Source organism: Neptunitalea chrysea (genome assembly GCF_027924145.1).
GTDB classification, from domain to species: domain Bacteria; phylum Bacteroidota; class Bacteroidia; order Flavobacteriales; family Flavobacteriaceae; genus Neptunitalea; species Neptunitalea chrysea.
Window position 1 is genome coordinate 68895 of sequence record NZ_BRVP01000005.1, and the last position, 23507, is coordinate 92401.

Genomic DNA, 23507 nt, shown 5'->3' on the forward strand with positions numbered 1-23507 from the left:
GGTAGCTTTATAGTTGTTTAATTATAAAGAATTAATTCTTTATAATTTTTACAGTTTTTGTTTTATCTCCAATAGTAACATTTACAAAGTAAGTTCCTGTTACTAAGTTAGACATGTTTACTTCATAAGTGCTAGCTTCTGGAGTAATAGTTAATACCTGTTGACCAACTAAGTTGTAAACAGCTACGTTTTGTATTGTTTCATTTGCTTTTAAGTTTAAAACACCATTTACAGGGTTAGGGTAATAAGTAAATCCTGTATTATCAAATGTTTCATTACTTAAAGCATCAGGACTCCATACGGCAATAGTGAAATCTGTGCTTGAAGGTGTATCATCATAATAGTAATATACACGAATATAATAAGTTTCACCAATTACATAATCATCTCTGTCGATTCTAGGATAATAGGTAGAAAAGCTATAATCACTATAGTCAATTGATGTTAAGCTACCACAACTACCAGAGAAAACTTCAATAACACCGTCAAAGTCATCTGTAACATCAATAGTAATGTTATTGGTAGTAGCTACAAAGGAATACCAAACGTCATCGTTAGCAGTACCTGCTTGAGCTGTTATACCAGAATCTGTTGCAGAAATAATTGTACCAGATATTTGAGTAGCATCAGCTAAAGAAGAAATATTATTTTCAACGGTTAACGAAATAGCACCAGAACATTCATCGTTTGCAGGAGGAGGAGGAGGAGTTCCTACACAAATATCAAAAGTTGTGTATTGAATACCTGTTGTCCATCCGTACACTCTTACATAATAAGTGTTTCCTGCGGTTAAACCAAAAACATCTAGCGTATCTGTGTCACTATCATTAATTAATGTAAGAGCACTACATCCTCCTGTAGTATCGTATACAGCCATACCCATACTAGTACTTGAATTAATATTTGTGGCTCCACCACTAACGTCTGCTACGTTGCTTAAACTTACTTTGTGAGAAGTTGTGGTAGCTACAAATGAATACCAAACATCGGTATTAGGAATACCTGTAATAATGTCTTCTTGTGCAGATGGTGTAGCTCCTTCAATAGACCCTGCAGTTGTTACACCACAATTTAAATCAGCATTTACTGTTAATGCAATTGCATTGTCGCAATCGTCATTAGGTTGTGTGGTAGTATTGTTGGGTGTACCTACACAAATATCAAAATCAATGTAATTACTACCATCATACCAGCTGTATACTCTAACTAAATAAGTGTCTCCAATAGTAAGTGATCCAACATATAATTGATTCGGGTCGCTTGTAGCTAAAAAGGTTAATGCATTACACCCCCCGGTAGCATCATAAAGTGCCATTCCCATATCGGTAGTCCATCCCCCGTCTACATTTGTTACATTACTTAAGGTAATCAAGTGGTTTGTAGCTGTAGCTTCAAAAGAAAACCAAACATCATCGTTAGCAGTACCAGAAACATCTGTAGCATCTTGAGCAGAGGTAGTAGCTGCAGTTGTTGTACCAGTGGTTGTAACACCACATTCTAGGTCAGCATTTACTGTTAAGGCAGTAGGGTTGTCGCATTCATCATTTGATGGAGGTGGAGCTAGGGTATTAAATGAATAAGGTCCTAACCATATACTTGTATCTGTGTCATTCATACCGCAATCTGCTCTCACATAGAAATCATAGTCGGTTGAAGCAGATAATCCTTCTAAAAGGTATGGATTATCGGCAGTATCATTTATGTTAGGAGTACCTGTTGGAGTAAATCCGGTTGTTCCCCATTCAATATCCCAGTTTAAGGAAGATCCATTTTCTGTCCATTCAAGCATTGCGGTAGTAGAAGTTATAGTATCTATACCTAAATAAGAAGGAGCAGGACAAGCAGGTAAGTCAGTAATACATACTTCATATGCTTCAGCCGAGTAATCATCTGTCCATACTTGTAATAAATAAGTAGTGTTAGGTTGTAAAACAGTAATTACGTTTTCTCCACTTGTGAAATTAGACTGGCAATATACTTCTGAACCTCCACAGCTATCATAAATCGCAGCCTTTAAATTGCTAACAGTACCCGAAATTACTTCAAAAGTAACCCCTGCAGTAGCGTTAGTAGTAAATGTAAACCATAAATCATTTTCAGTATAGTCATATAGTTCACAGCTACCTATAACACCACTATCAGATGCATTGTTAGTATCAAATAAAAGGCTGTTACAGTTTCCGTAAGTACCAATAGTAATACTTTCTGCACCTGCACATGAGTTATTTACGGGAGGCGTACCAACACAAATGTCAAAAGTATTATATTGCTCATCAGAATAGTAACTGTATACTCTAACGTAATACATGTTACCAACAGTTAAACCTGTTAAGTCTAATATATCAGGGTCACTATCATCAAAATAGGTTAATGAACTACATCCGGTAGTACCATCATAAACTGCCATTACCATATCTGTACTAGTATAAGTACCTCCAACATAAGTCACATTGTTTAATGATATTCTGTGTTCTGTATTTGTTGCTGTAAAATAGAACCATACATCATCATTGGCTGTACCGGCAGCATTACTGTTATCTTGCGCAGACTCTGTTGCACCTACTGTTGTACCGCTTACGGTACTACCACAATTAAAATCGGAATTCACTGTAATTTCAATAGCATCAGAACAATCATCATTCATAGCAGGACAGAAATAGCTGTAAGTTCCTAACTCATAATCACATAAAGCATCGGAATGAACCATGTTTAAAGTAGCGTAGGTGCCTGTAGCAAAAGGACCTATTTGAGTAACTCCCGTACCTGAGATTGGCCATGTTGTGGTTCCATCAGTAATACCAGTTGCATTACCTAAAGTAGTAACGTCAACATCTATATAATACAATTGATCATCACAATCTGGACTTACTACGGCAGCAGTTGCTTCAGCAGATATACATGATAATTCATTAACATCTAACGTGTAACTTATGCTTTGAGGATCTGCCCACGTTGAAATTAAAATGTAATATGTAACACCTACTGTTAAGGGCACGTGTAAGCTCATGTCGTCAGTACTGTTTGAGTTTGTTAAAGTGCTTACACATGTGGTAGAGGCGTCATCTATTAGGCCATCTAAAACAATGATTCCTGCGTAGGTGTCGCTAATATTGGTTAAATCAAAAATAAAGGTTCCATCTATTGATGGAGTAAATGAATACACTACATCATCTCCACTTAAGTAATTAGTAGAGCATGGGCTGTCAGAATCGACATAAGTGTTGCCGTAATTGGCTGTATTATCGTTAGTTGTGTAGGGTAAGGAAGATATTACAATGGGATTTGAAAAATCATTTCCTTGAGAAAAACCATACAAACTACAAAGTAATAATAGTAGAATAGTGGTAATTTTCTTCATTTTTTTGTTAAATTAATAATTATAAGCGCGCAAGTTAACTAAATTATAACATTTTGATCTGTTAAAATTATAAATTTAACAGAATGTGATTTCTGTAAAATGTTCAAACGTTACCATTAAAAGTAGCTATTCTTTAAGTAGACTATAAAATATGTGAAGAGTACAATGAGGTGTTTTTATATACCTAAACATAATTTAAATGTAATTGGTAAAACCTCATGGAGTGTAAAATAAAAAGGTGGCTTGTATAAACCACCTTCATATTTTTATGTTATAAGTTTTTTAAAGTGTTTGTTCAGTTTTATTTTTTTTAGAAGACCAACCAAATAATCCTTTCTCCATAATTAAATCGGCAATACCTTCTGGTAACATATCTTGCCAATCATTTGTACCTTCTTCAATTTTGCTAAGCACAGATCTAGAGAATATATCAAGACCCTTTAAATCATAGTTTGTAATGTCAACTACCTTTCCGTTAAATTTAAAGAACTTATAAAGTTCTTTCATTCTTGGATGCACTTTAAGGCTATCGCTATCTATAATTTGCCCCGTATGTGGATCTTTCATAGGGTGTAGATACACTTTAAGGTCTCTGTAGAATAATTTACCAAATGCTTCTAATATTCCACCGCTTAAATGTCTATAATAGTTTTCATCAAAAATTTCAACCAAATTGTTAACCCCCATTGCTAATCCCATGCGAGCTTTGGTATAGTTAGAGAAATATTCAACAACTCTATAGTATTCTTTAAAGTTAGAAATCATTACCGTTTGTCCTAAAGAGCATAGTAAATCAGCTCTATCTATAAAGTCTACTTCGTCGATTTCTCCTAATGATTTAAGATTCGATAAAGTAATTTCAAAAATAACTTCTGTTTTATCTCTATCTACTTTGTTTTCAGAAAGAAACATTTCGTATGATTCTTTATACATACTCATATTAACCTTGGTAACAGGTCTAAAACTACCTCTTAAAGCAAGTACGTTTTTTTTGTAGAGTAGTGCGGCAGCTAATACATTGTTTCCATTTTTATCAAACATTACCGCTTCTGTCATACCGTTTTTCACTAATTGCAAGCTCATTAAACGGTTATCTACATCTTTAAAACGAGGCCCTGAGAAATTAATGGTATCAATTTCAATGGTATCTCTTTCAAGATGATCGTACAAATATTTTAAAAGCTTCTTTGGTTTATTATGTTTGTAAAATGCACCATAGATAAGGTTTACTCCTAGTTTACCTAACGTTTCTTGTTGTAATCTTGCTTCTGTTTGGTGAAAACGTATGTGTAGAATTATTTCATTATAATCTTCAGACGGGTCTACTTGAAAACGAATACCAACCCATCCATGACCTTTATACTTTTTAGCAAAATCGATTGTAGTAACCGTATTAGCATACGAAAAGAAAAGCTTTTCAGGATATTTACCACGTAAACGTTCTTCCATTAATCGCATCTCATGACTAAGCATTTTTTTTAGACGCGGTTCCGTTACATAACGGCCATCATTTTCTGCTCCATAAATAGCATCACTAAAATCTTTGTCGTAAGCACTCATTGCTTTGGCAATGGTTCCTGAAGCACCACCTGCTCTAAAAAAGTTTCGAACGGTTTCCTGACCCGCACCAATCTCAGCAAAAGTACCGTAGATATCTTTGTTTAAATTAATACGTAAAGACTTAGCTTTTATCGAAGGAATGTTCTCTATCTCTTTATCTCCTTTAAGTATAATAGCCATTTTTATTTGTTGTGGTTTTGACAAAGTTAAAAAGTTTCATCATGTTTTCATTAAAAAACTCATAAATTTGAATAAAATTAGCAATATGCAAGTTACATTTCTTGGAACCGGTACTTCACAAGGTATTCCAATAATTGGGAGTAAACATCCTGTATGTTTAAGCACAGATAGTAGAGATAAAAGATTACGTGTTTCGGTCTTAATAGAATGGGATGATTACACGTATGTAATTGATTGTGGTCCAGATTTTAGAATGCAAATGCTAACTAATAATATAAGTAAAATAGACGGTATTTTATTTACGCATGAACATGCAGATCATACCGCTGGATTGGATGATATAAGACCATTTTTTTTTAGACAAGGAGATATTCCTATATATGCACACCAGCGTGTTTTAGAGCAGTTAAAAGTTAGATTTGCTTATATTTTTGCAACCGAAGACAGGTATCCTGGTGCTCCTGCAGTAAAAGAATTTGAGGTGAAAAATGAAGCTTTTAAATTGGGGAATACATATGTGACTCCTATAAATGTGTATCATAACAGATTGCAGGTATTTGGGTTTCGTTTTTTTGATTTTGCGTATTTAACAGATGTCAAAACTATTGAAGAGGAAGAGATGCAAAAATTACAAGGTTTAAAAGTGTTGGTGGTGAATGCTTTACGTATAAAATCTCATCATTCTCATTTTAATCTTGAAGAAGCCCTTGAATTTGTGGCTAAGGTAAAACCTGAGAAAACATATTTCACGCATATAAGTCATTTGTTAGGTTTTCATGAAGAAGTAGAAAAAAGTCTTCCGGATAACGTATTTTTGGCGTACGATAATTTAAAAATATCTATTTAACTCCGTAATTGTATGAAAAAGCAAATTTTTCAGTTGCTATTCATATTCGCTATTTTGTTAATTATTTTTCAGTTTGTAAGTGCTTCTAAGGCTTATAAAGAAACGAGTAATGTAATTAATGAGTTGAGAATTAAGAATAGAAAACTTAAAGATGAAACCAAAAAATTAAGTGATTCATTAAAAAATAACCTTATTAAGTTTTCAGATGTAGCCTATTTTACCTTAAAAAATGATAATCAAGCTCTAGATTATTTTAAGGATTCTGATATAGGTGACGTTTCAAAGTATGTGACACAAAAATTGTTGGAAACCAATTCTATTAAAGAGAACCCGTTAATTCCTTCTTCTGAGTTAATAGAAGGATTAAAAATTAACAAGGTAAATGTGATTAACCATAAATGGATTGTTTGCGATTTTACGAATGGTGAATATTGGGGGCAACTATTTTTAGAGTATACACTTAAAAAGGATAAAACCATATTTTTTGTAACAATATCTGATGTTGTTATATACAAATAAATAAGGTTCTCATATCTCATTTTGAGAGTAAATAGATTGTATGATAGTTTGGATTGTTTTTATAGCGCTGATCTTAGTTTTTTTAGCGTTAGATTTGGGTGTGTTTAATAAAAACGCACATGTTGTTTCTAATAAAGAAGCCGCATTATGGACAGTTGTGTGGGTTTCTGTAGCGTTATTATTTTCTTTAGGGATATTTTTTATCTATAAGTATGAACTGATAAAGAATGTTGAAGGATTGTCTGCCTCAAGGGCAATGATTAAGTATATTACGGGATATCTAATTGAATTATCTCTTAGTGTAGATAATATCTTTATAATTGCAGTAATCTTTTCGTCTTTTAAAGTTCCTCATAAATATCAACATAGAGTTTTGTTTTGGGGTATTATAGGAGCCATATTATTTAGGGCTAGTATGATATTATTTGGGGTAACGTTAATTAATAAGTTTGAATGGTTAACCTATATTTTTGGAGGCTTCTTGTTATATACGGCCATAAAGATGTTGTTTGCTAAAGAAGAAGAAAGCTATAATCCCAAAAAATCTTTAATTTACAAATGGATTCAAAAGATAATTCCGGTTAGTGATTCGATTGATGGGGAACACTTTTTTATTCATAAAGATCATAAACGAATAGCAACTCCTTTATTTATAGCTCTTATTGTAATAGAGTTTACCGATATCTTATTTGCTTTAGACAGTATACCGGCTATTTTAGGTATTACCAGAGATTCATTTTTAGTGTTTAGCTCTAATATTATGGCTATATTAGGATTACGATCAATGTATTTCTTTTTGGCTAATATGCTCAATAAGTTCAAGAAACTTCACTATAGTTTAGTGGTGATTCTCTCTTTTGTTGGAGTTAAATTGATTTTAGCAGGTTTTGAAATCGAATTTAAAGAATGGGTTTCACTAACTGTTATTGGAGTCTCTTTATTAGGAGGTGTATTATTATCGATATTCACAACATCCAATGAAAAACCATCGAGTATGTAAATAATTATATTTTATTGGCAAGCCAATTTTTGAAAGAATAAAAATTTTGTGGTGCCACACCATGACCTACAGGGTATTCTTCAAAAACATAATTGATATTTAAAGCGTCTAAAACTTTTTTAGAATCTCTTGCCCATTCAATAGGTAATACTTGGTCTACGGTACCATGTGATACATAAAAGTTTAAGTTTTTATGGTCTAAACTTTGGTAATCTTCTTGTAAGATATCTTTGTTAATATAACCACTTAGCGCAATTACGTTTTTTACCTTTTCAGGGTAGGATAGAGCTACAGCATAACTAAGTATAGTACCTTGACTAAAGCCTAGTAAGGTCACATTATCTTTAGTAAGGTTGTAATATTCACAAGCTTCTGTAATAAAGTTAGCCATTAAATCTCTTGAAGCTCTTGCTTGGTTATCATCACTCCATTTAGCCCCATTAGCATCAAATTCAATCGCATACCAAGCATAACCATAAGGAGGTAGCTGATATGGAGCCTGAACAGATATAACAAAAATATCCTCAGGTAATTCTGAAGCAAATGAGAATAAATCTTCCTCATTACTCCCATAACCATGAAACATGAATAAAACAGGTGTTTCATTAGTTATGGTGTTAGAAGGTCTTGTAATATGATGTAATGATAATGAATTGCTCATTTAATTTATTTTACAGCGTGGAACCATTTTTGAAAATACTTACCAATAATTGGTATGGGCTCTTGTTTGTATTGTATAGCGCTTATTAGCCCAAGTAGCCAACATATAAAAGAAACCACCCAAAATCCTAAGCTCATAATTATATATAATTCTGCAATAACATTACAAATAATAAAAAGAATAAATAATCCTAACATTTGTCTGATGTGAAAATATACATATTCACTTTTCTTTTCATCATTCATAAAAAAAGCAAGAATGGTACCTACAAAAGTAATATATGCTAATATTCCTAGATTCTTTTCATTATCCATTGTTACTCTATAATTAATTGCGATTTATTGTATATGCCATATACATCTCCTAAAAGTTTGCTACCTATAAAAGCGCTGTTTTTAGAGGAAGATAAAATATCACTTTCTTTAAAAGTGTACTCCTTTATAGGGTTAAAGAGAGTGATTTCGGCAGTGGAGTTAACATCAATTGAATTTGTGGTTAATCCAAATCTTTCTTTTCCTTTTAATAATAGTTCTATGGCCTTATCGATTCCAAACAATGTATTCAAGGCACCAAAAGCACTTTCTAGTCCAATAGTGCCATATTCAGCTAAATCGAACTCCAATTTCTTATTTTCAATAACTATAGGAGTGTGATCTGTAGTAACCATATCAATGGTACCGTCTAAGATACCTTCTTTTAAAGCGTCAATGTCTTTTAATGTTCTTAATGGAGGGAGTACCTTAAAGTTACTATCAAACCCTTCTAATACATCATCAGAAAAGAAAAGGTTGTGGATGGCTACACTAGAAGTTACATTTAGTCCTTTTGCTTTTGCCGTTCTAATAAGATCAACCGATGCAGCTGTTGAAATAGTTGGTATGTGTAGTTTACCTTCTGTATATTCTAATATATATAAATCACGAGCAACCTGTAAAGATTCCGCTAGGGCTGGTATTCCTTTAAGTCCTAGTCTGGTTCCTACCACTTCTTCATTAACAACACCTTTGCCGGCAATTTTTTTCTCATTAGCAAAAGATATTATAAGACTATCAAAATTTTGAGCGTATTGTAAAGCAATTTTTAGCAGGTTAGGATTGCTAACCGGTGTTTTAAAGTCACCAAAAGCAACGGCTCCTTCAGAAGCCATATCGTAAAGTTCTGCCAAATCTATACTTTCACTTTTCATTGTTAATGCTCCAATAGGATGTACATTAACAGCACTTTCTTTTGTGCGAGCATTAATAAAAGTAATAGCAGATTTGTTATCAATTACTGGCTTAGCTTTAGGATTTAATAGGATAGAAGTAAAACCACTTTTAGCGGTTGTGTGTATACCGTTGGCAATAGTTTCACATTCTTCTAATCCGGGTTCTCCAAAACATACACTACTATCAAACCAGCCTTTAGATATATGCAAATTAGGCAATTCAATTACCTGTGCATTGCTGTCTGTTATCGTGTCTTCAATTTTAGAAAAAATGCCGTTCTCAATTAAAATATCTTTTTGTTGATGGTGGTATTTACCGGTAGGATCTATTATAGTAGCTGACTTTAAAAGCGTTTTCATTTAAGAAATTTTATAATGAACATTTCTATACATAAGCAAATTACTGCAAAAATAATAAACCATTTCCAAAGCTCATTATTATTATTGATAGATTTTAAATCATTAAATAAAGAAGGTATATTGTCTACTGTATTTATTTGATTTGATTGTAAGTTTTGATAGGTTAAATTACCCTCATCTCGGTTATAGTTATAACTAACTAGGGCAACAGAGGTATCTTCATAGGTAATAGTGTAGTTACCTGATAATTCAGGTAATTTTTTAGTCGTTATTTTAACCTTGTTAGAAGAAGCTTCCTGCAAAGGAATAAAAGATTCGTTATTACCTTTTATTTCTAAAACAGTATCGTCTGGTAATTGAGTTGAAACTTCAATAATATTTGTATTGTTTATTGTGTAATAGAGTGTAGGGAGCTGAATACTAGCTTTACCAATATTGTATAATGTAGGAACAAATAAGTCTCTAAGTTCAGTGAAATTTGAGTTTTCTTGATTTATAGGAGCCGAAAAAACAAAATAGCCTTTTGAGGTTGTAAGAAAAGAATTTTCATTTTCTAAAGTTAATGCAGCTGTACCTCCTTGAATACTGTAATATGAATTTATACTTGGATATTGAAAGTTTGTAACTGACTTTTCAAAAACATCAGCATATAGAGGATGTTCAAATTTTATTGTAGTAATATATTTTTTCTGTGTGAATATCTCTCCAAATCTAATACCTGTTGTATGTAGCAATTGATTATATGCATTACTAGAGATTGTAGATGATGGAATAACCATAATATGCCCCCCATTTTTTACAAAAGTTTGTAATGTAGTAATTAAACCACTACTTAAATCATCAAGCTGATTTAGTATTATTAAATTTTGTTTGGTAAGACTATTAAAATCTAACTGATCTATTTGTTGTTCCTCGTAATTGAATTCCTCGTCTTTTTCATAAAGCCTTTTTAAAAAATCTGACGAACCATCAGTAATGGTGAGAATATTTATTTTCTTAGGTTTTTGTAGACTAAAGTATAAACTGTTATCATAAGATAGATTTTCATCTTTTAATGAGATGTATCCGTTAAAATCTGTTTGTTCAGGGATTGTAAAAATTGCTTCGCTTGGTTTATCTGAATCTAATGAGATAGCTGTTTTACCTATTACTTGATTGTTATTGGTTAACGATACAGTAATGTTGTCTACAGGTTCTAAAGAAGAAATTTCAGAAGCTAACTCAATATTACCAGCCTCTCTCTTTGAAATACGAATCGTATTGATACTAATGTTTTGTAGATTTTCAGGTGTAAGTTGTACAAAATGATTTTTTACTTTAGGATCTTGTATAAGATTAGAGCCCTTTGGTTTTACTTGAAAATCTGAAATAAATATAAAATGCTTTTCAGTATTAACCTTGTTTGTAAAGAAGGATAAGCCCTTTAAATAAGCTTGGTTATAATCTAATTGAAAATTACTATAAGGAAGTGTTGTTAACGTATTTCTTACGTTAGACACATTGGTGTCTTTAAAAGTTTTATCATTTGTGTATAATGTAAAAGTTGATTTACTGTCTATATTACTTAATATGTCTAAAACTGCTCTTTCAAAAAGAGGTCCTTTTTTTCCTTTAGCCTGCATGCTAAAAGAGTTGTCAAGGTATATTACAGTTTCTTTTTCTAAGGTATGTATAGCAGCATTTTTATCAATAAAGTACGGTTCTGTAAATGCAAAAATAATAGCTGCAAGTGCTAGTAAACGAGTTAAAAGGATGACCCATTTTTTTAGTTTTTCACTCTTGCGAGTTTGCAATTTTATTTTGCTAAGAAAAGCTACATTGGTAAACCAAACTTTTTGAAAACGGCGTAGTTGAAATAAATGAATAAGAATAGGGATGATAAGTAATAGTAAAGCCCAAAAAAGTTCCGGATGTTTAAATTGCATTCCTAAAGATTAAGTAAGCCAAATATAATTTAATTTTTAGGAAATATAAACAGCACATGCCAAATGTTTCTATATAAAGCTTAATGAGGTAATTTATTCTATTTATTAAAAGTGAAAATTAAATGACCGTCATTTCGTAAGGTTTCGGAATTTCAAATATGAAATTAGTGCCTTTTCCTAATTTAGACTCAACTCTAATAGTGCCATCTAAACTATAAACCAATTTTTTAACGGTAGCCAAGCCTATGCCAGTTCCGCGTTTTCCAAATCGGTCTGTAGTATCTAAATTATTAAATAGTTCAAATATTTTGCTTTGATCTTCCTTTTTAATCCCTGGTCCATTATCTTCTACAGATAAAATGTAATGTTCTTTATCTTCAGCGAAAGAGACGGTTATTTTTGGAGTTTCTTTATCGCAATATTTAATACTATTGGTAATTATATTTAAGAGTATTTGATGTAAAGCATTTTCGTTTGCGTATAGAACGGTTTCTTTTGGAGGTAGTTTTATTTTATAAGCATGATCTACATCTAAAATATCCATTAACTTTTTAAGTAGTGGTCTAAGCTCTATTTTTTTAACATCGTCATTTGCCGTATGATCACTTTTATAATAATCTAAAATACCTTGTATGTAGTTACTCATAGACATAGAGCTACCTTTTAAATATCCTAGGTAGGTGTTTACAATTTCATCTTCCAGCTCATATAAATCTAGCTTTTTCTTTAAGGTATCTATGGTAAGTGAAATGTTAGCCAATGGAGATTTCATATCATGTGATACAACACCGGCAAATAGCTCTAACTCTTCATATCGTTTTTTAAGCTCTTTTGTTGTATGACTAAGTTCTATATTGGCTTTTCTTAATTCAAAAATTCTGACTACTTGAGAAGCTAAAATTTTTAAACTCTCTTTCTGTTCTTTGGTAAGCAGCTTGGGTTTATGGTCTATGGTACAAAGTGTACCAATAGCAAACCCTTTTTCACTTACTAAGGGAATCCCCGTGTAGGCTATCACAGGGTTTTCACCATGCACTAACGGATTACTGCTAAAGCGGTCATCGTTTAGGGCATTTTCTACTTCTAGAATTTCCTCAGGTTTTGCTATAGCATAATTACAAAATGCAACTTCACGTGGAGTTTCAGAAATATCTAACCCTACTTTAGATTTAAACCATTGACGGTCTTTATCAATAATAGAAATTAAAGCAACTGGAGTTTCACAAATATGAGAAGCCAGTTTTGTGATTTCATCAAAATCTTGTTCAGGAAGGGTGTCTAATATTTGTAAACGCTTAATATCCTTTAAGCGGCGGGCTTCATTTTTCTTTAATGTAGTTTTCATTTTTAGACGTCCTTAGCTTTTTTTCAAAAGTATAAAAAATGTTAAGGAAATCATAATTTTTCAAATACTCCTAATCCAAAAAGAGCAAAATCATATTTAACAGGGTCTATAGGGTCAAGTTCTCTTAAAGAGGTGTCCAGTAAATTCAACGCTTTGGCATCATTCTGTTTTCGGTTTAGTAGTCCTAATTTTCTGGCAACGTTACCCGAGTGCACGTCTAAAGGACAAGATAGGTGAGCGGTAGGAATAGATTTCCATATACCAAAATCTACACCCGCTGTATCATTTCGTACCATCCAGCGTAAGAACATGTTAATTCTCTTAGCAGCAGAACCTTTTAATGGGTCACTAACGTGTTTTGTAGTTCTGGATGGATGCTCTAATTCAAAAAATATTTTTTTAAATTCTGAAATTGCCTTCTGAGTTGAACCATTAGCTACATTCATAGAAATAACATTTTCAAGCCCTATATAATTTGAATAAATATTCTTCAAACTTTTTATGAAGTAACTTATATCTATACTATTAAAGGTTCTATGTACAAAAGAATCAAAACGTTCAAGGTCTTCACCTTTATGGCTCATAACAAAGTCATAAGGGGAATTCCCCATTAATTCCATTAGTTTGTTAGCATTGGTAATAATACTTTTTCTGTTTCCCCAAGCTATTGTAGCAGCAAGAAAACCAGCTATTTCAATATCTTCTTTCAAAGCATATTGATGTGGAACCTGAATAGGGTCTGATGTTATAAAATCAGGATTGTTGTATAAATGTACTTTCTCGTCTAAGTACTCTTTTAAAAGTGATTTTTCTAAAGGTATGTTGCTCAAATCAACTGTTTTTAACTACTAATAGTGCCATCTTTCATTGTAAGTTTTCTGTCGGCCATATCTGCCAATTCTTTATTGTGAGTTACAATAACAAAGGTTTGCCCAAACTTATCTCTCAATTCAAAGAATAGGTTGTGTAGTTTGTCGGCAGATTCAGAATCTAAATTTCCGCTAGGTTCGTCGGCAAATACAACATCCGGATTATTAATTAAAGCTCTGGCAACGGCTACACGTTGTTGTTCGCCTCCAGATAATTCACCGGGTTTGTGATGTGCTCGTTCTTCTAAACCTAAAAAAGTAAGTAATTCCATTGCCTTTTTATTGGCATCAGATTTAGATGTACCATTAATAAAAGCTGGGATACAAACATTTTCTAAAGCAGTAAATTCGGGTAGTAGTTGATGAAATTGAAATATAAAACCAATGTTTTTATTTCTAAACTTAGAAAGTTGATTGTTTTTTAAATCTACGACAGAAGTGTCGTTTATTAAAATTTCGCTTTCCTTTCTCTTATCAGGGTTATCAAGTGTTCCTAAAATTTGCAAAAGGGTAGTTTTACCTGCGCCACTAGAGCCTACTATGGCTACTATTTCACTTTTTTCAATATGGATATCAACTCCCTTAAGTACTTCCAGTTTATCAAAAGTTTTATAAATATTTTTAGCCTTAATCATATTTTAAAAAATAGTATTGCTGCAAATGTGCTACATAAAATTGGTTTACAAAATAAATACTTACTAATAATACGTTAAAAAGGTAGACAATTATAAGTAATTGTAGTATTTTTATAATATGAGTAATATGAATGGAATCGCAATTTTTGCTGGTGGCTGTTTTTGGTGTACTGAGGCTGTATTTAAAAGAGTACAAGGGGTTCTGAAGGTAGTGCCTGGGTACTTAGGTGGTACCATTAAAAACCCTTGTTATAGAGAGGTAGCAATGGGAGTTACGGGACATGCAGAGGCGGTGAAAATTGAATATGATCCATTAGTCGTTTCCTATGATTTATTATTAGAAATATTTTTTGCTACACATAACCCTACCACATTAAATCAGCAGGGTAATGACATAGGTACGCAGTATCGTTCTGAAATTTTTTGTACTTCCGATGAGCAAAAGAAAAAAGCGAGGGAATATATAAAGTTGTTAGAAGCAGAGAATATTTTTAGAAATCCTATTGTAACAGCTATTAGTATAGAGCAGCCATTTTATAGTGCTGAAGATTACCATCATAACTATTATGACAATAATAGGTTTCAGCCCTATTGTCAAGTTGTGATACACCCAAAACTTAGAAAATTACAAACCATGTATTCTCAAAAAATAAAAGTAGAATACTAACTAAAGAATAATATCGTTTTGGTATTGTTTTTGAGAGAAAAACAGAAAAGGTTATATGAGGGAGAAAAAAATAAAATATCTTATTCTTGGAATAGTGATGGATGGATTGGGAATGTTATCTTATGCATTTCCGTTGTTTGGTGAATTAATTGATATCGTATGGGCTCCTATTTCGAGTTTAGTAATGAATAAGATGTATAAAGGGATATCGGGTAAAGTGGCTTCTATTATATCGTTGATTGAAGAAGGCTTACCAGGATTGGATTTTATACCAACATTTACACTAATGTGGGTTTATACCTATATTATTAAATCGGAGGACGAAAATACGGGAAAGTTGATCCCAATTAGGGTACGATCTTAAGTACTTGTTAAAAGGTGCTTTTTTTATAGGGTTGTACTGTAAATGTATTAGTTTTACCATATGCTTACAACCCAAAATCTATCTTATACCTATGCATCAGGAACTGCACTCAAATTTCCTGATATTAGTCTTGAAGAAGATGAAGACTTATTAATTTTGGGGGCTTCTGGTGTAGGGAAAACTACCTTATTACATTTAATGGGCGGACTTTTAAAACCTGATAGTGGTAGTATTACGCTTGCTAATCAGGGAATTCAAAAGTTAAGCCAGCGAAAAATGGATACTTTTAGAGGTGAACATATTGGTATTGTTTTTCAGAAAGCCATATTTATTCAATCGTTATCTGTTATTGATAATATAAAGGCTAAATTATTTTTTACAGAGACTACCTTATCTACTGAAGATATAACCTCTTTATTAACCACTTTAAATCTTGTTGATAAAAAAGATAGCTTGGTTCAAAAACTAAGTGAAGGTCAAAAGCAACGACTGTCTATAGCTATAGCATTAAGCAATAAACCAAAACTAATTTTGGCAGATGAGCCAACGGCTAGCCTCGATGATTTAAACGCTAAAAATGTAATAACCTTACTATTGTCTGAAGCTCGTAAACAAAAAGCGAATTTGGTGGTAATTACACATGATCATAGAATTAAAGAATATTTTAGTAAAACTATAGAACTATGAGTCTTTGGAGGTTAGCAATTAAGAATATGCTGTTTAAACCCCTTAATACTTTTTTAAGTATATTACTATTGGCTCTTAGTGTAGCTTTAATAAGCGGCTCGTTCCATTTAAAAAAGCTTTATGAGAATCAGATAACGGCCAATATTTTAGATATTGATATGGTAATAGGAGCCAAGGGTAGCCCGTTACAATTAGTTTTGTCTTCTGTGTTACATATAGATGCTCCTACAGGAAATATTAATTATGATAAAGCGAAGCAACTTACACGTAATGTTTATATAAAGAGTGCTGTTCCTATTTCTTATGGAGATAATTATAAGGGATACAGAATTATTGGTAGTACTCCAGAATTTTTAAAAGTGTATCATGCTAGCATACTTGAAGGACAATTATTTTCGAAAGTTAAAGAACTTGTGGTAGGCTATGAATTAGCCAGACAATTACACCTAAAAATTGGGGATAAAATTACTAGTTCTCATGGATTGACAGAGGGGATTGAAGAACATGACGATAAATTAATTATTACTGGAATATTAAAGCCAACAGGTACTATTATAGATCAATTATTAATAACGCCTTTGGAGACTGTTTGGCATGTACACGAGCATAAAGGAGAGGAGCTTGAAGCGCATGAAAAAGAAATTACTGCAATGTTGGTGTCTTTTAAAAACCCAATGGCAATGTTACAAATGCCCAGAAGAGTAAATGCAGTCCCCGGAATGCAAGCAGCTTTGCCTAAGTTTGAACTAGATAGGCTTTATGGTTTAATGGGAGTTGGTTTCAAGGCAATTTCTATGATAGGGTTAGCTATTTTATTGGTATCTGGTCTAAGTATATTTATAAGTTTGTATAGAGTAATTAAAGAACGTAAGTATGAAATAGCTTTAATGAGAACGTATGGAGCTAGTAGATTACAATTGTTCATAATTGTATTAATAGAGGGGTTTTTGGTTGGTGTTATAGGGGTTCTAGGTGGTTTTATACTTAGTAAATTGGCATTAAATGTTTTGAAAAACTATATAGAAACAGGGTATAAACTTAACGTTAAAGTATTGTTTTTACTTCCTGAGGAAGGATACGTTATCTTGGGCGTATTTGGTACTATAATACTGGCTACGTTATTGGCTGTTATACCAATTTTTAAAATGAATGTATCAAAAGTATTAGCAGATGAATAGTAAGTTATTAGTATTACTTTTTTTTGGAGTTTTCATTGGGGCTTATGCGCAACAAGAGATTACTTGGAAAGATTTAGCAAATGTTAAATTCTCAACCAAATATGTAGAAAGTGAAGATGGAGATGTTTTGATTCCGGTTTTTGGAGATGCCATTAAAAAAATTGAAGGTAAAGAAATTAGTGTAACCGGCTATTTTCTAAATCTAGATGCTAGTACAAAATCCTTTATGCTTTCTAAAAGTCCTATGTCTGCGTGTTTTTTTTGTGGAGCCGGTGGTCCTGAAACAGTAATAGAAATTCATTTTGCTAAAAAAGAGGAACAATATAAAACAGATAAAATAATTACAATTACAGGAGTTCTGAAGTTAAATCAAACAGATATTAATCATTGTAATTATATTTTAGAAAAGGCGAGGGGTACATCCTTTGATTAATATATAATAAGTATAGCCTTTTTAAAGGCTATACTTATTTATTTTTTGGGTATGGACTATTGTAAAATTACTACTCTACGGTAATAGCGTAGGTAGCTGTGAAATCAGTTTCACCACCGGCATTGGTAATATCACCATCACTAACACCAGACGCATCTTTATCTGGTTGGTGAATTAATGTAATAGTTAATGAAGCAGTACCGGCACTTCCTGTTACTAATGAAAAATCTATTCCAAGAGGTTTTCCATCGTCATCGGTATCGCTATAACTAGTTGAAGCAATAGCGCTTCCTCCTGTAATAAAAAAGAATTGGTGATCTGTATTTTCGTCAGCAACTTCTTCTGTTACATCTTCAGCCGGACTTTCAGTTTCATTTAATAGTTCTATTACTCCGCTGTAAGTTGTATTTGCAGCTAAGTTTCCTGAAACAGTTAGTACAGGATCATTTGGTCCATCACCATCTAAATCCTGAGATTGTAAAGTAATTACTTGTGAACCATTAGTTAGTGTTACATTCATAGTGGTAATCACTTCTTCTTCGTTGATTACTTCAGGGGTGTCGTCATCACTTGAACAACTCATGAATGAAAAGGATACAAGTAGTGCTATAAAAGGATATTTTAAAATTTTCATAATATTTATAATTAATATGTATTAGTATGTAAATGTTAATTGAACTTTGAAATTTCTGCCCAAATCATCTGCATAATAGCGTTGTCTGTTCAGATAATCTCTGTAACGTGTATTAAGCAGATTTTGAATACTAAACCCAACTGTAAGATCTGATTTTTTGAACCAGTTAAAGGTACACTGTGTATTAAAGTGTAAAAGTCCATACCCTTTAGGAGGTTCACTAAGAGCTACAGTTTTGGTAATAGTTCCATTAGTAGTGGTCGTGTATGAAATATCAAAGTCGTTATTTGGAAACCTGGTTTGTTTAAAAACGGTTTCATATTTTAAGCCTGCCTCAAATGAATTCCAGTCAGAACGTGTAAATAAGATACTGTTTGTCCAATTTGTTGCCGGAATATCAATTATCGGCCGATCATTCTCTGTGTCTTGTGCATATATATATGCGGCTTTCGATGAAAAGCTTAGATTAGGTACAATTGTATAATCTAATGAAGCATCAATTCCTGTAAATAAGGCATTAATTTGGCTGTATTCCCAAACAGGGAACGCCCCCCTTGTGGTTTGTTCGATACCTGTAGGTTGTAGCACTATAAAATCTTTAATAAGATTTATATAAGGGTTGATGTCAAATGATATATTATTTGATTGTTTTGAATAATTTAAGCTTAGCTTTTTAGAAACCTCTTGTTTCATGCGTAAGTCACCTAATTCTATAATGGCAGCCGAGTGATGTAAACCATCACTAAATAGTTCTGAAGCATTAGGTGAACGACTGGCTAAACTTACGTTAACTAGTAGATTGTTATTGTTTTTTAAAACAGTTTTTAAACCTATTGTTCCAGATATGTTATGGAAATTAAATATAGGATTTGTTAACAATTGGGTATCGTACTCATCTACAATAATATCAGCAAATTCTTCATCGTACCCACGTTCTACCCATCTCGATGTTATATAGTATTTTTTAGCATCTATATGATTGAAATCATATCGGGCTCCAATATCTAAAATGGTATTTTCAGATAATTGATGATCTAAACTACCAAACACACCCAAATTGAGTTGTTCATAATCAGGTATTAGTCTTCTTACACCCGTTTCAGGGTTAGGCGTATTTTTTTGATAATTACCCGAAATACCTATAGAAAACTTGTTTGATTGTACTGCGTCAAAATCAAAAACAGTAGAAAGGGAATGGGTATTTAAAACCATATCCATAGATGGTTTGTCTTTGTCGTCCCCACGTCTTATATCATATTCTTTACGATTGTTTTTCTGAAAATCGTATTGAAAACTAAGTTTTCCCAACTCTGAAAATCTTCTATAAAAATCAAATTTAGCTAAGTGATGCGTTACATCCTGGTATGGAGCATTAATGTTATAAGTAAAATCATTAATAACAGTAGGGGTGTTGCTTTCTAGTGCTTTAACTAAATCACTAACACTACCAATATGCGAGGCTCTTAAAATACCAATTTGTGTATTGTAATAACTATAATAGGTGTTAAAACCATATTCTAGTTTACGCAATCCGCCACCAATTGAAAAATCTTTTTCTCTAGATCCGGTATTTGATAATATATAATCAGGAGCTTCATAGTCACCAAGGTATTTAAAAGTACCTTGCCCTTTTGCATACCAACCACTTTTCTTTGTACTAATAATAGAAGAAGTAATACTTCCGCCACGACCATTACTTACACCGGTTAAAACAGTTTTGCCATATATAGAATCTGCTTTTAGAGGTTGTGTACCATCAATTACAATAGTGCCTCCTACAGCATCTCCACCATATCTTAACGCCGAAGCACCTTTAACTACCGTAATACTACTGGCAGTATTAATATCAACGTTAGGAGCATGTTCTACACCCCATTCTTGGTCTTGCATGCGTACACCATTATTAATAATTAGTACACGACTGCTATGCATACCATTTACAACCGGTTTTACTATAGATCCACCTGTGTTAAGAGATGAAATACCACTTATTTCTTTTAAGGCATCACCAATACTACCATTGCTATATTGTTGAATAACCTTTTCTGAAATAGTAGACTCTGCTCCAGAGTTTGTAGTGCTTTTTAAATGGTTGTCGGTAACTATAACTTCTCCAATTTCTTCAAGGTGATGTTCCAGTTTAATATTTTCTGTAGTATCTCCTTGTATTGCAATAGTTTTTAAGATACTATCACATTCTGGATGCGAAATTTGTAATTCAATGGTACCTTCACATAAATTTTCGATTTTGAAATTTCCATCAAAATCTGAGTATACTTCAACATCAGTTCCAATTATTTGTATAAGAGCTCCAAAAAGTGGAGACCCATCATGATAATCAGTTATTTTTCCTTTAAATGTATAGGAACATTTCTGAGCTGAAGCAATCATCGAAATTACCACAAAAATTATGGTAACAAATAATTTTTTCATATTAAAAATATAAGTTAAGACAGATGATGACTGAGTAGTCATTGTTAAAAACGATCTGTTAACTTAAAAAAGGAGGAGGCTTGTTGTATAGTGTAAGCGAGTGTAATTTGTTAAAATAAACTGGCACGTACGTTTCCAAATAATTATTTGGTAGTTGTACCTGAGGTAGAAATTCGAAACTAAAACTTTCTGCACTTAAAACAGGAGTTACATCTTGCGTTAGTGTAAACTTACAAACATCGCAATGCTCTATTTTAGATTTCTCATTCTCTAGAATATGAAAAAAGGCATGTAGGTTCGATAATTTAATCGAAATAAATACGATTAAAAAAAAGTAAACGATGCTATGTTTTAGTCCTTGTTTCATAAATTCGGTACAAACTTACATATAAGAACTCTACTGAGGTGTTAAAAAAAAACAAAAAGTTAATTTTTCTTTAGTGAAGAAAATCCTATTCTTGATAACATCTTTTTTTCAAAATTCCAGAAAAATTTAAACTGCCCAAATACAGTACCTACAAATAATAGTAAAGGGAAGTAAATAGGTAATATTGCAATGATTTCTATAATAAAATAAACGATACCCCAATACCATTCTACCCCTAAAATATTTCTGGTAAACCCAATAGAGCTAAAAATAGGCCTAATAATATATGCAGAAGTAGAACCGGTAATAGCAAATACAATTAAAATTAAAGTAAATTGAAGATTAGATTTAACGTTCCAGCGTTCTTTTAAGCTTCCCATAGGCGATACGTCAAATTCTAGGAATGAGTCCGGTTAATCGTTGATTATATTTTCTCTGAAAATAAATAAAGTAATTATACATTTGATAATTAACTTCATATCCGTAGTCTATATTAGGTGTATAATTTATTTGTAATTCGTATAAATTAGGATTGTAACGCTGAGGCATTGTAACTCTTCTGTTCCATTCATTAACAAACAATATATTTCTGTTTTCTAAGAATGTTTGCGAATAAAATCCTCTTGGTCTAGCCATAGACTGAAGCCAAGCATAAAAGCCTGGTTCAATAATAATTACTTCATATTCTAATGAGTCATTAGCAATAGTAATGGTATCACTTTCTTTACTATTAAAAATTTCAGTTTCTGTATCTGAAACCGTAGGAGTTTGAGGTTTACATGAAACAAAAATAATGAACAGTAAAAGTGCGATGCCTAAAATATGATATGTAAAACGTTTTAAAACCATATACGGTAAAAATACAAAATTTTGGGGTGAGAATTTTAGTGTTTAAATAGTAATTTTTAATTTTTAGAGTAGTTTAACAAAAAAGGCAGTAACCTTTGGGTTACTGCCTCCTAACTAACTAAAATTATAATTATCGTCTGCCTCTAGAAGTAGTTTTTGAGGTACTTCTTTGAGTGTTAGAAGTAGATCGTTTAACAGAGGTAGATCTGTTACTAGTGGTATTTCCGGTACTAGACTTTACTTTTGGGGTACTTGTTCTAGTAGTAACCCTTGTTTGTTTTGTTCTAGTTTGTGCTTTTGGAGTACTATTAACTTTTCTATTCGTGTTATTGTACGTTCTTCTGGTGGTTTGTTGTGCATTTCTTGTAGTGTTACCAGAATTATTACGGGTACTAGTTCTTGTTCTGTTATTTGCTGTATTAGTAGAACGTCTTGTAGTAGTTGCTACAGTTCTTCTATTACTTTTATTTGCATAGTATCTGGCACCTTTACTATTGTAATTAGCTCTATGAAATCTACCAACTGCTACAGTAGCTCGTCTGTTATTTTTATAAAAAGGACCATAATAGGTATATCTCCTTGGGGTATAATATCTTCTATATGGAGACGTATATACTACATGATATGTTGGTCTGGCAAAACATCTATAGAATGGTCTGTATATATAGGATCTGTTATAACTATTTATATATCCTGTGCAATGACTAAAATATCCGGTATTATAAAATACATGTAGTCCTCCAATTTGTACTAATCTACCCGTGTTGTACAGTATATTTACAGATCCTATAGCACTAACCCTACCATAATAATCATAGTAAATAGGTACATTTTCTATTTGAATGATAGCGCCATAGTCATCATATTGTACATATGAGTCATAATTATACCCTGAATTAAATGATATATTTACAGCACCTAAATTTACATTAGCGCTTACACCTGCATATTGACGTATATAAAAATCAAATTCTCCATTTGGATAAACTGAAAATGTTATTCCGCTTTCATCAAAGATGAATTCATTACCGTAACCATTAATATAGTTCGTATTGCTTGCAGTAAGTGTATTTGTATCATTTGCCCTTATAGATAAGGTTCCTAGAAGGGTAATTGCTATAAAAGTGATAATCTTTTTCATAATTCAAAGTTTTTGAACGTATAGTACGTTGTGATTAACATTTTGAATATTACAAGCACCGTGCCAAAGTTATTTCTATATAAAAATGAACCGTTACTACAAAAAGAAACCCCTGAAAGCTTATTTGCTTTTAGGGGTTTCCAACTAACTAACCAACCAAAAAAATCTAACTATGAAATTTCTTTATATACTTAGTCGCACTATTTACAAAATAATTACAGACCAGTAGTAAATTTATTTCACAGTATATATTTCAAAACCTATGCCAAACCATACATTATGATGTGT

At 32.3% G+C, this 23507-nt stretch carries 23 protein-coding genes; 8 read left to right on the plus strand and 15 right to left on the minus strand.

Annotated features, from left to right (window positions below; translation table 11 throughout):
• Window positions 1-31: 31 nt before the first annotated feature.
• Window positions 32-3358 carry a T9SS type A sorting domain-containing protein gene (locus NBRC110019_RS04655; protein WP_281752881.1) on the minus strand — a complete coding sequence of 1109 codons (3327 nt, stop codon included), beginning with the start codon at window positions 3356-3358 and terminating at the stop codon, window positions 32-34.
• A 282-nt stretch (window positions 3359-3640) separates the two neighbouring features.
• Window positions 3641-5098, minus strand: a complete 1458-nt coding sequence (locus tag NBRC110019_RS04660; protein WP_281753046.1) for a TonB-dependent receptor — start codon at window positions 5096-5098, stop codon at window positions 3641-3643.
• An 85-nt stretch (window positions 5099-5183) separates the two neighbouring features.
• Between NBRC110019_RS04660 and NBRC110019_RS04665 the strand changes: the two genes are divergently transcribed.
• The 3 genes from NBRC110019_RS04665 to NBRC110019_RS04675 are packed head-to-tail and all read left to right on the plus strand — an operon-like array spanning window position 5184 to window position 7464.
• Complete coding sequence (locus NBRC110019_RS04665; protein WP_281752883.1) at window positions 5184-5945, plus strand: MBL fold metallo-hydrolase; 762 nt, start codon at window positions 5184-5186, stop codon at window positions 5943-5945.
• Window positions 5946-5957: 12 nt separating this feature from the next.
• Entirely contained in the window at window positions 5958-6464 is a 507-nt protein-coding gene (locus tag NBRC110019_RS04670) for a hydrolase (RefSeq protein ID WP_281752885.1), read from the plus strand.
• Between the two features lie 40 nt (window positions 6465-6504).
• Window positions 6505-7464: a TerC family protein gene (locus NBRC110019_RS04675; protein WP_281752887.1), complete on the plus strand. Its 960-nt coding sequence runs from the start codon at window positions 6505-6507 to the stop codon at window positions 7462-7464.
• 4 nt (window positions 7465-7468) lie between these two features.
• Here the strand turns inward: NBRC110019_RS04675 and NBRC110019_RS04680 are convergent, their stop codons facing one another.
• From NBRC110019_RS04680 to NBRC110019_RS04710, 7 genes are all read right to left on the minus strand, one after another.
• Window positions 7469-8125, minus strand: a complete 657-nt coding sequence (locus tag NBRC110019_RS04680; protein WP_281752888.1) for an alpha/beta hydrolase — start codon at window positions 8123-8125, stop codon at window positions 7469-7471.
• Window positions 8126-8130: 5 nt separating this feature from the next.
• On the minus strand, window positions 8131-8439 hold the full coding sequence (locus NBRC110019_RS04685) for a DUF4870 domain-containing protein (protein WP_281752891.1): 309 nt from the start codon (window positions 8437-8439) through the stop codon (window positions 8131-8133).
• A gap of 2 nt (window positions 8440-8441) precedes the next feature.
• Window positions 8442-9692: a dihydroorotase gene (locus tag NBRC110019_RS04690; protein WP_281752892.1), complete on the minus strand. Its 1251-nt coding sequence runs from the start codon at window positions 9690-9692 to the stop codon at window positions 8442-8444.
• A complete protein-coding gene (locus tag NBRC110019_RS04695) occupies window positions 9689-11617 on the minus strand; it encodes a BatA domain-containing protein (RefSeq protein ID WP_281752894.1) in 1929 nt (642 codons plus the stop codon). The genes NBRC110019_RS04690 and NBRC110019_RS04695 overlap by 4 nt, the downstream gene beginning before the upstream one ends.
• A gap of 118 nt (window positions 11618-11735) precedes the next feature.
• A complete protein-coding gene (locus NBRC110019_RS04700) occupies window positions 11736-12962 on the minus strand; it encodes a sensor histidine kinase (RefSeq protein ID WP_281752896.1) in 1227 nt (408 codons plus the stop codon).
• Window positions 12963-13012: 50 nt separating this feature from the next.
• Window positions 13013-13792: a TIGR02757 family protein gene (locus NBRC110019_RS04705; protein WP_281752898.1), complete on the minus strand. Its 780-nt coding sequence runs from the start codon at window positions 13790-13792 to the stop codon at window positions 13013-13015.
• Between the two features lie 11 nt (window positions 13793-13803).
• Window positions 13804-14466, minus strand: coding sequence for an ABC transporter ATP-binding protein (locus NBRC110019_RS04710; RefSeq protein ID WP_281752900.1), 663 nt, complete (start codon window positions 14464-14466; stop codon window positions 13804-13806).
• Between the two features lie 127 nt (window positions 14467-14593).
• Here NBRC110019_RS04710 and msrA point away from each other — a divergent pair, with 127 nt between their 5' ends.
• Genes msrA through NBRC110019_RS04735 form a run of 5 tightly spaced genes read left to right on the plus strand, consistent with a single transcriptional unit; the run spans window position 14594 to window position 17795 of the window.
• A complete protein-coding gene (gene msrA, locus NBRC110019_RS04715) occupies window positions 14594-15133 on the plus strand; it encodes a peptide-methionine (S)-S-oxide reductase MsrA (protein WP_309297639.1) in 540 nt (179 codons plus the stop codon).
• Window positions 15134-15188: 55 nt separating this feature from the next.
• On the plus strand, window positions 15189-15497 hold the full coding sequence (locus NBRC110019_RS04720) for a hypothetical protein (protein ID WP_281752904.1): 309 nt from the start codon (window positions 15189-15191) through the stop codon (window positions 15495-15497).
• Window positions 15498-15557: 60 nt separating this feature from the next.
• Window positions 15558-16184, plus strand: coding sequence for an ABC transporter ATP-binding protein (locus tag NBRC110019_RS04725; RefSeq protein ID WP_281752906.1), 627 nt, complete (start codon window positions 15558-15560; stop codon window positions 16182-16184).
• Window positions 16181-17362: an ABC transporter permease gene (locus NBRC110019_RS04730; RefSeq protein WP_281752908.1), complete on the plus strand. Its 1182-nt coding sequence runs from the start codon at window positions 16181-16183 to the stop codon at window positions 17360-17362. Before NBRC110019_RS04725 ends, NBRC110019_RS04730 begins: the two co-directional genes overlap by 4 nt.
• On the plus strand, window positions 17355-17795 hold the full coding sequence (locus NBRC110019_RS04735) for a hypothetical protein (RefSeq protein WP_281752910.1): 441 nt from the start codon (window positions 17355-17357) through the stop codon (window positions 17793-17795). Before NBRC110019_RS04730 ends, NBRC110019_RS04735 begins: the two co-directional genes overlap by 8 nt.
• Before the next feature lie 70 nt (window positions 17796-17865).
• Here NBRC110019_RS04735 and NBRC110019_RS04740 read toward each other — a convergent pair whose 3' ends face one another.
• The 6 genes from NBRC110019_RS04740 to NBRC110019_RS04765 form a co-directional block, all read right to left on the minus strand.
• Window positions 17866-18429, minus strand: a complete 564-nt coding sequence (locus tag NBRC110019_RS04740; RefSeq protein WP_281752912.1) for a type 1 periplasmic binding fold superfamily protein — start codon at window positions 18427-18429, stop codon at window positions 17866-17868.
• A gap of 21 nt (window positions 18430-18450) precedes the next feature.
• Window positions 18451-20862, minus strand: a complete 2412-nt coding sequence (locus NBRC110019_RS04745) for a TonB-dependent receptor (RefSeq protein WP_281752914.1) — start codon at window positions 20860-20862, stop codon at window positions 18451-18453.
• Between the two features lie 58 nt (window positions 20863-20920).
• Window positions 20921-21229 (minus strand): hypothetical protein, encoded by a 309-nt coding sequence (locus NBRC110019_RS04750; RefSeq protein WP_281752916.1) that lies wholly within the window; start codon window positions 21227-21229, stop codon window positions 20921-20923.
• 59 nt (window positions 21230-21288) lie between these two features.
• Window positions 21289-21609 (minus strand): DUF6787 family protein, encoded by a 321-nt coding sequence (locus NBRC110019_RS04755; RefSeq protein WP_281752918.1) that lies wholly within the window; start codon window positions 21607-21609, stop codon window positions 21289-21291.
• A gap of 10 nt (window positions 21610-21619) precedes the next feature.
• Window positions 21620-22078 carry a DUF6146 family protein gene (locus NBRC110019_RS04760; RefSeq protein WP_281752920.1) on the minus strand — a complete coding sequence of 153 codons (459 nt, stop codon included), beginning with the start codon at window positions 22076-22078 and terminating at the stop codon, window positions 21620-21622.
• Between the two features lie 130 nt (window positions 22079-22208).
• Window positions 22209-23219 (minus strand): hypothetical protein, encoded by a 1011-nt coding sequence (locus tag NBRC110019_RS04765; protein ID WP_281752922.1) that lies wholly within the window; start codon window positions 23217-23219, stop codon window positions 22209-22211.
• Window positions 23220-23507: the final 288 nt, after the last annotated feature.